This window comes from Pseudoroseomonas cervicalis (genome assembly GCF_030818485.1).
Lineage (GTDB): Bacteria > Pseudomonadota > Alphaproteobacteria > Acetobacterales > Acetobacteraceae > Pseudoroseomonas > Pseudoroseomonas cervicalis_A.
Genome location: NZ_JAUTAJ010000002.1, coordinates 439,885 through 450,223, shown reverse-complemented (window position 1 = coordinate 450,223; position 10,339 = coordinate 439,885). Strand labels below are relative to the sequence as shown.

General features: G+C 73.3%; 7 protein-coding genes. 4 read left to right on the top strand and 3 right to left on the bottom strand.

From position 1 onward, the window contains the following. Together QE401_RS02790 and QE401_RS02785 are read right to left on the bottom strand one after the other, a co-directional pair. The coding region (locus tag QE401_RS02790; protein ID WP_307136737.1) for a Bug family tripartite tricarboxylate transporter substrate binding protein at nucleotides 1–922 on the bottom strand (922 nt) is incomplete at its 3' end. Nucleotides 923–969: 47 nt separating this feature from the next. Next, nucleotides 970–2,445, bottom strand: coding sequence for an FAD-binding oxidoreductase (locus QE401_RS02785; protein ID WP_307136736.1), 1,476 nt, complete (start codon nucleotides 2,443–2,445; stop codon nucleotides 970–972). A 203-nt stretch (nucleotides 2,446–2,648) separates the two neighbouring features. Between QE401_RS02785 and QE401_RS02780 the strand changes: the two genes are divergently transcribed. From QE401_RS02780 to QE401_RS02765, 4 genes are all read left to right on the top strand, one after another. Next, nucleotides 2,649–3,911 carry a four-carbon acid sugar kinase family protein gene (locus QE401_RS02780; protein WP_307136735.1) on the top strand — a complete coding sequence of 421 codons (1,263 nt, stop codon included), beginning with the start codon at nucleotides 2,649–2,651 and terminating at the stop codon, nucleotides 3,909–3,911. Then, nucleotides 3,908–4,915, top strand: a complete 1,008-nt coding sequence (gene pdxA / locus QE401_RS02775; RefSeq protein WP_307136734.1) for a 4-hydroxythreonine-4-phosphate dehydrogenase PdxA — start codon at nucleotides 3,908–3,910, stop codon at nucleotides 4,913–4,915. Before QE401_RS02780 ends, pdxA begins: the two co-directional genes overlap by 4 nt. 134 nt (nucleotides 4,916–5,049) lie before the next feature. Next, nucleotides 5,050–5,823 (top strand): DeoR/GlpR family DNA-binding transcription regulator, encoded by a 774-nt coding sequence (locus QE401_RS02770; RefSeq protein WP_307136733.1) that lies wholly within the window; start codon nucleotides 5,050–5,052, stop codon nucleotides 5,821–5,823. 147 nt (nucleotides 5,824–5,970) lie between these two features. Further along, entirely contained in the window at nucleotides 5,971–6,984 is a 1,014-nt protein-coding gene (locus tag QE401_RS02765) for a sensor domain-containing diguanylate cyclase (RefSeq protein WP_307136732.1), read from the top strand. A gap of 71 nt (nucleotides 6,985–7,055) precedes the next feature. On the opposite strand, the gene QE401_RS02760 is transcribed toward QE401_RS02765, so the two are convergent. Beyond that, entirely contained in the window at nucleotides 7,056–10,337 is a 3,282-nt protein-coding gene (locus QE401_RS02760) for an error-prone DNA polymerase (protein ID WP_307136731.1), read from the bottom strand. Nucleotides 10,338–10,339 lie beyond the last annotated feature (2 nt).

Sequence of the window (10,339 nt, the reverse complement as noted above, 5' to 3'; positions counted from 1 at the left end):
GTTGCGGCGTGCTCCAGACCGGCTTGGCGCCGACCTTGGCGAAGCGTTCCTGCTGCGCCGGATCCTCCACCACCAGCTTCAGCGCGGCGTTGACGCGGCCGATGATCTCGGCCGGGGTGTTGGCGGGGGCGACGAAACCGCCCCAGACGGTGACGACGAAATCCTGCATGCCGGCCTGGCCCATGGTCGGCACCTCCGGCAGGGCCGGCCAGCGCTCGGCGCTGGTGACGGCCAGCGCGCGCATCTGCCCGCCCTGCACCAGCCCCATATAGGAGGCGACCCCATCGATGGCGAAATCGACATCGCCATTCAGCAGCGCCGGGATGGTCTGCGACGCGCCGCGATAGGGGACGTGGATCGCCTCCACCCCGATGCGGCTGAAGAACAGCGCGCTGGAGAGATGCGTGGTGGTGCCGATGCCGGTCGAGCCATAGGTGACGCCGCCCGGCCTGGCCTTGGCCCAGGCGATGAACTCGGCGAGGTTCGTGGCCGGCACCTTGCCCGGGGCGACGACGGCGATGTTGGGGAATTCCCAGCCCAGCGCCACCGGCGCCAGGTCGCGCTCCACGTCATAGGGCACGTTGCGGTAGAGATACTGGTTGATCGAGAAATTGCTGACCGTGCCGGCGCCGATCGTGTAACCATCCGGCGCCGATTTGGCGACGGCGTCGATGCCGATATTGCCGCTGGCGCCGGGGCGGTTCTCGATCACGACCGGCTGGCCCAGCGTGTGCGAGATGCGCTCGGCATAGAGCCGCGCCAGCACGTCGGTGGCGCCCCCCGGCGGATAGGGCACGACCAGCCGCACCGGCCGCTCCGGCCAGCGGGATTGCGCGCGGGCCAGGCCGGGCGAAGCGAGCGAACCGGCCGCCCCGAAGGCGGCGCTCAGGCCCGCGGTGCGGAGCAGCGTGCGGCGTTGCATGGATCTCGTTTCCTTCGTCTTGTTGGGTGCGGGCGGGCGCAGGCGGCCTAGGCGTCGGGCAGCACCTTGCCGGGGTTCATCAGCCCCAGCGGGTCGAGCAGCGCCTTGACCCGGCGCATCCAGGCCAGGTCCACCGGATCGGCCACGCGGGCCAGCCGGGCGCGGTTGGTGATGCCGATGCCGTGCTCGGCGCTGATGGCGCCGCCGAGGCCGGCGGTCACCGCATCCACGACCTCGTTGATGCGGGCTGCGAGGCTGGCGAGGGCGGCGGCATCGGCGCATTGCGCGCGGTCGAGGATGGCCAGCACATGCATGTTGCCGTCGCCGACATGGCCATGCATGACGATGCGCGCCTGCGGTGCGACCTCGGCGATGCGCGCCTCCACCTGGCGGACGAACTCGGCCTGGCGCTCCAGCGGCACGGCGCTGTCATGGCTGACCACATGGCCGGCGGCCTTGCTGCCCTCGGAGACGCTGTGGCGGATCTTCCACAGCGCCTGCGCCTGGGCCTCGCTCTCGGCCAGGATGGCGTCGGTGACGAGGCCCTCCTCCATCGCCGCGCCCAGCACATCCTCGAGCGGGGTGCGCAGATCGATGCCGGCCAGGCTGTCGGTCAGCTCGATCAGCAGGTACCAGGGCGCCTCCAGCGCGAAGGGGATGGCGACATGCGGCACATGCTCGGCGATCACCGCGACCTGGCCGCGCGACATCGCCTCCAGGCTGGCCAGCCGGTCGCCCAGGGCACCGCGCAGGCGTTCCAGCAGCGCCAGTGCCGCCTCGATCTCCGGCAGTGCCACCAGCGCCAGGGCATGGCTGCGCGGGCGCGGGAACAGCTTCAGGGCGGCTGCGGTGACGATGCCGAGCGTGCCCTCGGCGCCGATGAAGAGCTGCTTCAGGTCGTAGCCCGAGGAATTCTTGCGCAGCCGCTGCAGCCGGTCGAGCACGCTGCCATCGGGCAGCACCACCTCCAGCCCCAGCACCAGCTCGCGCGTGGTGCCATAGCGCAGCACGGCGGTGCCGCCGGCATTGGTGGCGATGTTGCCGCCGATCTGGCAGCTGCCCTCGGCGCCGAGGCTGAGCGGGAAGAGCCGGTCGACCGCGGCGGCCGCCTCCTGGATCTGCGCCAGGATGCAGCCGGCCTCGACGGTGATGGAATTGGCCAGGGGCGAGACGGCGCGGATGCGGTTCAGCCGGTCCAGCCGCAGCACGATGGAGCGTCCCTCGGGCTCCGGCGTCGCGGCGCCGCACATGCCGGTGTTGCCGCCCTGGGGCACGATGGCGACGCCCTGCGCGGCGCAGAGCTTCACCACGGACGCGACCTCCGCCGTGTCGGCCGGCTTCACCACGGCGATGGCCCGGCCGTGATAGCGGCCGCGCCAATCGGTCAGATAGGGCGCGAGATCGCCGGCCTCGGTGAGGACATAGGGCGCGCGGCAGATCGCCGCCAGCGCCGCGACCAGCGCGGCATCGTCCATCGGCGCGGAGGAGGGCCGATCGGCCGCCGGGCTCGTGGTGCTGCTCAAACCGTTCCTCCTCATGGCGGGACGCCATCCCGGCCTTGGCGGGTTGCGGCAAGCTCTACGCCTGATGCGTGAAACGCGCAATTATTGATGCGCGAAATGCGCAGAAAGATTGAAGCCGGCCGAAATGCCGCTATGGTCGGCCCGCCCCAGACCGAGAACGCCATGCCCCGCCGCCCCTTGCCGTCCAGCCGCCTGCCCGGATGATGCCGCGCTGGCTGATCCTGGCCGATGACCTGACCGGGGCGGCGGATTGCGCCGTGGCTTTCGCCCGGCGCGGCCATGCGGCCTCGGTGGCCTGGCCGGAGGGGGAGGGCGCCCTGCCGCCGGCCGGGGTGCTGGCGATCGACGCCGACACCCGCCGGCTGGATCCGGCCGCCGCCGCTTCACGCCAGGCCGCCCTGCTGGGCGCGGCGGCGCAGCCCGGCGCCCTGCTGTTCAAGAAGATCGATTCGACGCTGCGCGGCCAGCCCATCGCCGAGCTGGCCGGGCTGCTGGCCGGCCCGGCCGCGGGGCGGCTGGCGGTGCTGGCCCCCGCCGTGCCGCGCCAGGGCCGCATCACCCGGCAGGGGCGGATCTGGCTGCAGGGCGCGCCGCTGGAGGAATCCGCCCTCTGGGCGCGCGAGCATTCCTACCCGCATGCCGAGCTGCCGGAACTGCTCCGGGCGGCGGGGCTGCGCCCGGCGCGGCTGGGGCTGGAGGCGCTGCGCCTGGGCGCGGCGGCGGATTTTCTGCGCGAATCACGCAATTCTGGCGCCCAGGTCGTGGTTTGCGATGCCGAGAGCCAGGAGGATCTGGCGGCGCTGGCCCGCGGCGGGGCGGGCGCGGGCGATGGGCTGCTCTGGGTCGGCGCCGCCGGCTTGGCGGAGGCGCTGGCCGGCGCCACCGCCCCCGGCACCGCCATGCCGCCGGTGGCCGCGCCGCGCGCGGGCGGGGTGCTGCTGGTGGTGGGCAGTGTGGCCGAGCCCAGCCGCGCCGCCGCCGCCCTGCTGGCCGGCCAGGGCGCGGTGCGTTGCCTGCCGCTGCCGGCGGCTCTGCTGCGCCAGGGCGAGGGCCCGGCATGGCGGGAGGGCCAGGCGGCGATCCTGGCCGCGCTGCGCGAGGGCGAGGATGTGCTGGTCAGCATCGAGGCGGCGGGCGAGGCGGTGGATCTCGCCGGCGGCGCCGTGCTGGCCGAGCGACTGGCGGCGCTGCTGCGGCCGGCCGGGCCGCATCTGGCCGGGCTGTTCGCCACCGGGGGCGAGACGGCGCGGGCGCTGCTGCCGCGGCTCGGCCTGGCCGGGCTGCATCTCGCCGAGGAGGTGGAGCCGGGCATGCCGCTCGGCCACGGGATCGGCGATGGTTCGGTGGCAGGGGATGTGATGGCGGGGCTGCCGGTGGTCACCAAGGCCGGCGGCTTCGGCGATGCGGGTACGATTTCGCGGGCGCTGTCCAGGCTGCGCCGCGCTGCAGGGAAGGACAGGCCATGACGCAGGATACGCGTCCGATCGTCGCCATCACCATGGGCGACGCCTCGGGCATCGGGCCGGAGATCATCATGAAGGCGCTGGCGCGGCCGGATGTGCGCGCGCTGTGCCGCCCGCTGGTGGTGGGCGATGCCGCGCGGCTGCGCGAGGCGGGCGCGATCACCGGCACGGCGCTCGAGGTGGTGGCCCGCCAGACGCCGCAGGGCGCGACCTATGCGGAGGGCGTGGTCGAGTGCATCGATCTCGGCCTGATCCCGGCCGGGCATCCCTTCGGCCAGCTCTCCCCCGTCTCGGGCGAAGGCTCCTACCGTTTCATCGAGCGCGCCACGCGGCTGGTCGAGGCGGGGGAGGCGGATGCGATCTGCACCGCGCCGCTGTCGAAGGAGGCGCTGCACGCCGCCGGCCACAAATATCCCGGCCATACCGAGCTGCTGGCGCATCTGACCGGTACGCCGGAGGTGTCGATGATGCTGGTGGCGCCGCGCCTGCGGGTCATCCACGTCACCACGCATATCGGGCTGGTGGATGCGATCCGGAAGATCGAGCCGGGGCTGGTGGAGCGGGTGATCGCGCGGGGCCATGCGACGCTGGTGAAGTCGGGCATCGCCGATCCGCGCATCGGCGTCTGCGGCATCAACCCGCATGCCGGGGAGAACGGGTTGTTCGGCCAGGGCGAGGAGGCGGAGAAGATCATCCCCGCCGTGCAGGCCTGCCGCGCCAGGGGCTGGAAGGTGGATGGGCCGCTGCCGGCGGACACGCTGTTCTTCCGTGCCACGCGCGGCGATTTCGACCTGGTGGTGGCGATGTATCACGACCAGGGCCATGGCCCGGTGAAGGTGCTGGGGCTGGAGGCCGGGGTGAACATCACGGTCGGGCTGCCGGTGATCCGCACTTCGGTCGACCATGGCACGGCCTTCGACATCGCCGGCAAGGGCGTGGCCGATGAGGGCAGCCTGGTCGAGGCGTTGCGCCAGGCGGTCGACCTCGCCCCACGCCGCGCCAACTGATGGCGGGGTCCGGGGGGACCCTGTCCCCCCGGCCGAGGGGTCTGGGGAGGCAGAGCCTCCCCAGTGCTTTTCTGTCCCGGGCCCGGGAGGGCCGGGCCCTCCCGATTTTCCCCTGTTTGGCTTAACCTGAGCCCATGCGACAGAAACGCGCGCGGCGCGACGAGATCCTGAAGGCGCTGGAGGCCGGCAGCGCCGATGTGGAGGCGCTGGCGGCGCGGTTCGGCGTCTCCGCCTCCACCATCAGGCGCGATCTGCAGGATCTGGCGGCGCAGCACCCGATCGCGCGCACCTATGGCGGCGCCATGCTGGCCGGCCATGCGGTGGAGCAGAGCCTGGGCACCCGGGCGGCGCAGCGGCGCCCGGCCAAGGCGGCCATCGCCGCGGCGGCGCTGGCGCTGCTGCAGGAGGGGGAGACGCTGATCCTCGATGGCGGCTCGACGGTGGAGGCGCTGGGGCGGCGCCTGCCGGGGTGGCTGTCGGGGCGGCGGCTGCGGGTCATCACCAACAACCTGCCGCTGATCCCGGTGCTGGCCGGCACGCCGGGGCTGGAGCTGATCGTGCTGGGCGGCGTGGTGCGGCCGATCAGCATGGGCACCACCGGGCCCTTCGCCGAGCAGAGCCTGCGGCAGATGAGCGCCGACCGGCTGTTCACCAGCGCCGACGGGCTGCTGCCCGGCTATGGGCTGTGCGAGGCGACGCCGGAGCAGGTCTCCCTGAAGTCGCTGATGATGCGGCAGGCGGCCTCGGTGGTGGTGCTGGCCGATGCCAGCAAGCTGGGCCAGGGCAAGCAGCCCTTCTGGGCGCCGCTGCCGCCCGGCGCCGTGCTGGTGACCGACGCGGCCGAGGCGGAATGCGCCCCCTACCGGGCCGAGGGGTTGCGGGTGATCCGGGTGTCCGCGCCCGGCTGAGAGCCTGGCCTGGATGGTGGGAGCGCTCCCCGCGCGGTTGTGCGCGGGCCGGCATCGCCAGGCCGGTGCGCGACCGATAGGATCACCCGCGAAGGCTGCCGCCAGCGGGGCCGTCGTGGAGGGTGTCGTGACCGGGGTCCAGACTCGATGAAGCTGCCGCTGCGGCGCAGGCTGGGCGGGTTCCGCCCGCAGCCGGCGCAGAGCCTGGTGCCGCCGGGCTCGGCGGCCCTGCCGGGCCATGCGATCGACCTCGCCCTGCTGGTGGACAGCAGCGCGGATCTGCTGACCAAGCTGGATGCGGAGGGGCGGATCTTCTTCGCCTCCGCCTCGGCCCGGCAGATGTTCGAGGTGGAGCCGGCGGCGCTGCTGGGCCTGCATCCCTCCGACTATCTGCTGCCCGAGGATCTGGGCCCGGTGATGGCGGATATCGAGGCCATGGTGGCGGGCCGGCTGCTGGAGTTCCGGCGCGAGGCGCGGCTGCGCCGCAGCGACGGCCGGCTGCACTGGGTGGAGGCGCATGCGCGGGTGGCGTGCGACCCGGTCACCGGGGCCTTCCGCGCCATCGTCTCGGCGCTGCGCGACATCCGCGACCGCAAGGCGCTGGAGGCGCATCTGAGCGACCTCGCCAACCAGGACGGGCTGACCGGCATCGCCAATCGCCGCCGCTTCGACGCGGCGCTGCAGACCGAATGGGCGCGCACGCTGCGCGAGGGCACGGAGCTGTCCCTGCTGCTGATGGATGTCGACCGCTTCAAGCTGTTCAACGACCGCTATGGCCATCAGGTGGGGGATGACTGCCTGCGCGCCGTCTGCAGCGCGGTGGCGGGGGCGGCGCGGCGGCCGGGCGATCTGGTGGCGCGCTATGGCGGGGAGGAGATCGCGGCGATCCTGCCCGGCACCGGCGCGGCCGGCGCGCTGGATGTGGCGCAGCGGATGCTGCAGGCGGTGCGCGACCTTGGCATCCCGCATGAGGACAAGCCGGAGCTGCCGCGCAGCGTGACGCTGAGCATCGGCGCCGCCACCGCGCTGGCCCGCATCGGCGGCCGCATGGCGATGCCGGAGGCGCTGCTGCAGGCGGCGGATACGGCGCTGTACAAGGCCAAGGCGGCCGGCCGCAACCGGCTGGCCACCGCCCTGGTGCTGGCCCCGGACGAGCGCTGACTCGCGAAGCGGATACAGGAGGCTGCGCAGGTCAGCGGCGGTGGGGGAGCCGGGAAGGCTGAGCCGCGCCCTCAGCGGAAATCGCGACTGGGCGGCAGGCGCAGCGGCGGCAGCGCGCCGGGCCCGGGGGCGCCGGGTCCGGACCCGCCGGGCGGGGCGGCCATCGTTTCCGGATCGCCGCGCCCGAGCCCGTCCAGCAGCGGTGTCAGATCGGTCAGGCGGCGGCAGAGCAGGTGCAGGATCGGCACCTCGCCCTCGGCCCGCTCGATGCGGCCCTCGGCCAGCATCAGCCGGGCGCCGAGCAGGGCGGCGCGGTCGCGCCGTGCCAGTTCCGCCCAGACCACCAGATTGCCGGTGCCGAATTCGTCTTCCAGGGTGACGAAGATCACCCCCTTGGAGGTGCCCGGGCGCTGGCGCATCAGCACCAGCCCGGCCAGCCGCACCAGCCGGCCGGGGCGCAGCCGGGCCAGGTCGCGGCTGTCGATGCAGCCCATCGCCGCCAGGCGCGGCCGCAGCATCGCCAGCGGGTGGCGCCCCAGCGTCAGCCCGGTCGCGGCATAATCCTGCGCCATGGCCTGGCCCTCGCGCTCGGCGGGCAAATCGGGGGGCGGTTCGCGCAACAGGGGCGGCTCGCCGGCGGCGGCGGCCTCGCCGGCCAGGCGCAGCAGCGGCAGGGCCGTATCCTCGACCGCCTGCGCGGCCCAGAGGCCGGCGCGGCGGTCGATGCCCATCGCCTCGAAGGCGCGGGCGCGGGCCAGCGCCTCCATGGCGCGGCGGCCGAGCCGGGCGCGGCGCGCCACCTCCTCGGGCGAGGCGAAGGGCGCGCCATTGCCGGCGGCGCGGGCGTCGAGGATGCGAATTCCCTCCTCTTTCCCAAGGCCGGCGGCGAGGCGGAAGCCGAGGCGCAGCGCCAGCCCCTCGGCGCTGGCGGGGGCGGGTTCCAGGGCGCAATCCCAGGCGCTGGCATTGACGTCGATGGGGCGGATCTCGACGCCATGCTCGCGCGCGTCGCGCACCAGCTGGGCGGGGCCGTAGAAGCCCATGGGCTGGGAGTTCAGCAGCGCGGCGGCGAACACCGAAGGGTGCCAGCGCTTCAGCCAGGCCGAGGCATAGGCGAGTAGCGCGAAGGAGGCGGCGTGGCTTTCCGGGAAGCCATAGCTGCCGAAGCCCTCGATCTGGGCGAAGACCCGTGCTGCGAATTCCTCCTCGTAGCCGCGCCGGACCATGCCGTTCACCAGCTTCTCCCGGTAGAGGGAAATGGTGCCGGGGGCGCGGAAGGTGGCCATGGCGCGGCGCAGCCGGTCGGCCTCGTCCGGGGTGAAGCCGGCGGCGACGATGGCGAGCCGCATCGCCTGCTCCTGGAACAGCGGCACGCCCAAAGTGCGGCCCAGGACTTTTTTCAGTTCGTCGGGGTCGCCATGCGCGGGCGATGGCGAGGGGTAGGTCACCTTTTCCAGCCCGTCGCGCCGGCGCAGATAGGGATGCACCATGTCGCCCTGGATCGGGCCCGGCCGCACGATCGCCACCTGCACCACCAGGTCGTAGAATTTCTCCGGTTTCAGCCGCGGCAGCATGTTCATCTGCGCCCGGCTTTCCACCTGGAAGACACCGACGGAATCCGCCCGCCGCAGCATGGCGAAGGTTTCCGTGCAGTGCTGCGGAATATCGTGCAGCGCCATGGGGCGGCGATGGTGCCGCGCCAGCAGGTCGAGCCCGCGCCGCAGGCAGGACAGCATGCCGAGCCCCAGCACATCCACCTTCAGCAGGCCGAGCGCGTCGATATCATCCTTGTCCCATTCAAGGACGGTGCGGTCCTCCATCGCCGCCTGGCCGATCACCGCCGTCTCGGTCAGCCTGCCATGCGCGATGACGAAGCCGCCGACATGCGTCGCCAGATGGCGCGGGAAATCCTGGATCTCCTCGGCCAGTTCCAGCGCCAGGCCGAGGCGGCGATCGGCCGGGTCCAGACCCTCGCCGCGGGCGATCTCGGCCAAGGTGAGGTCGCGCCCCGGGCCCCAGCTCGCCTTGGCCAGCCGCGCCGTCACATCCTCCGACAGGCCGAGCGCCTTGCCCACCTCGCGCAGGGCCGAGCGCGGGCGGTAGCGGATGACGGTCGCCACCAGCGCGGCGCGCTCGCGGCCATAGCGCTGGTAGATGTGCTGGATCACCTCCTCGCGCCGCTCATGCTCGAAATCGACATCGATGTCGGGCGGCTCGTCGCGGCTGGCGGAGACGAAACGCTCGAACAGCAGATCATGCTGCGACGGGTCGATGGCGGTGATGCCGAGCACATAGCAGACGCTGGAATTCGCCGCCGAGCCGCGCCCCTGGCAGAGGATTTTCTGCTGTTGGGCAAAGCGGACGATCTCATGCACCGTCAGGAAATAGGGCGCGTAGTCGAGCTGCGCGATCAGCCGCAGCTCATGCGCCAGGCGACGCGCGATGTCCTCCGGCACGCCTTGCGGCCAGCGCGTGGCGGCGGCCTCGGCGACCCGCGCCTCCAGCGTCTGCTGCGCGGTGCGGCCGGGCTCCAGGATCTCGTCCGGATAATCGTGCCGCAGCTCGGCCAGCGAGAAGCCGCGTGTCGCCCGCAGGATATCCAGGCTGTGCGCCAGCGCCTGCGGATGGCGGGCGAAAAGCTGCCGCATCTCGGGCAGCGGGCGCAGATGCCGCTCGGCATTGGGTTCGGCGGCGCGGCCCAGCCGGTCCACCGTGCGGCCGAGGCGGATGGCGGTCAGCAGATCGGCCAGGCGGCGGCGGGAGGGCTGGTGGTAGCGCACATCCCCCGCCGCCAGCAGCGCGCCGCCGGCGCGCCGGGCGAGCTCCTCCAGATGGTCCAGCCGCGCCGCGTCGCGCCCGTCGAAGCGCCAGGCGGTGGCGCAATGGAGCGGGCCCTCCAGCGCGCCGCGCAGCGCCGCCGCATCCTGCGCGAAGCGCGCGGCGAAAGCCGCGTCGGGGCGGGCGGGGGCGATGAGCGCCAGGCACCAGCCCTGCGCATGCTCCAGCAATTCCTGCCGCGTCGGCCGGCCCTCGCCCTTGGCGCCGCGCATCCGCGCCGCCGAGAGCAGCCGCGTCAGCCTGCCATAGCCGGCGCGGTGCACCGGCCAGGCCAGGCAGTGCTGCCCATCCTCCAGCACCAGCCGGGCGCCGACCGCATAGGGCAGCCCGGCCTCGCGCGCCGCGACATGGCCGCGCACCGCCCCGGCCAGGCTGTTCACATCGCACAGCCCGATCCCGGCATGGCCCTGGGCCTTTGCCGTCAGCACCAGCTCCTCGGGATGCGAGGCGCCGTCGAGCAGCGAGAAATTGGAGCGCGCGCCGAGCTCGGCGAAGCCGGGATGCCCAGGGGACATGG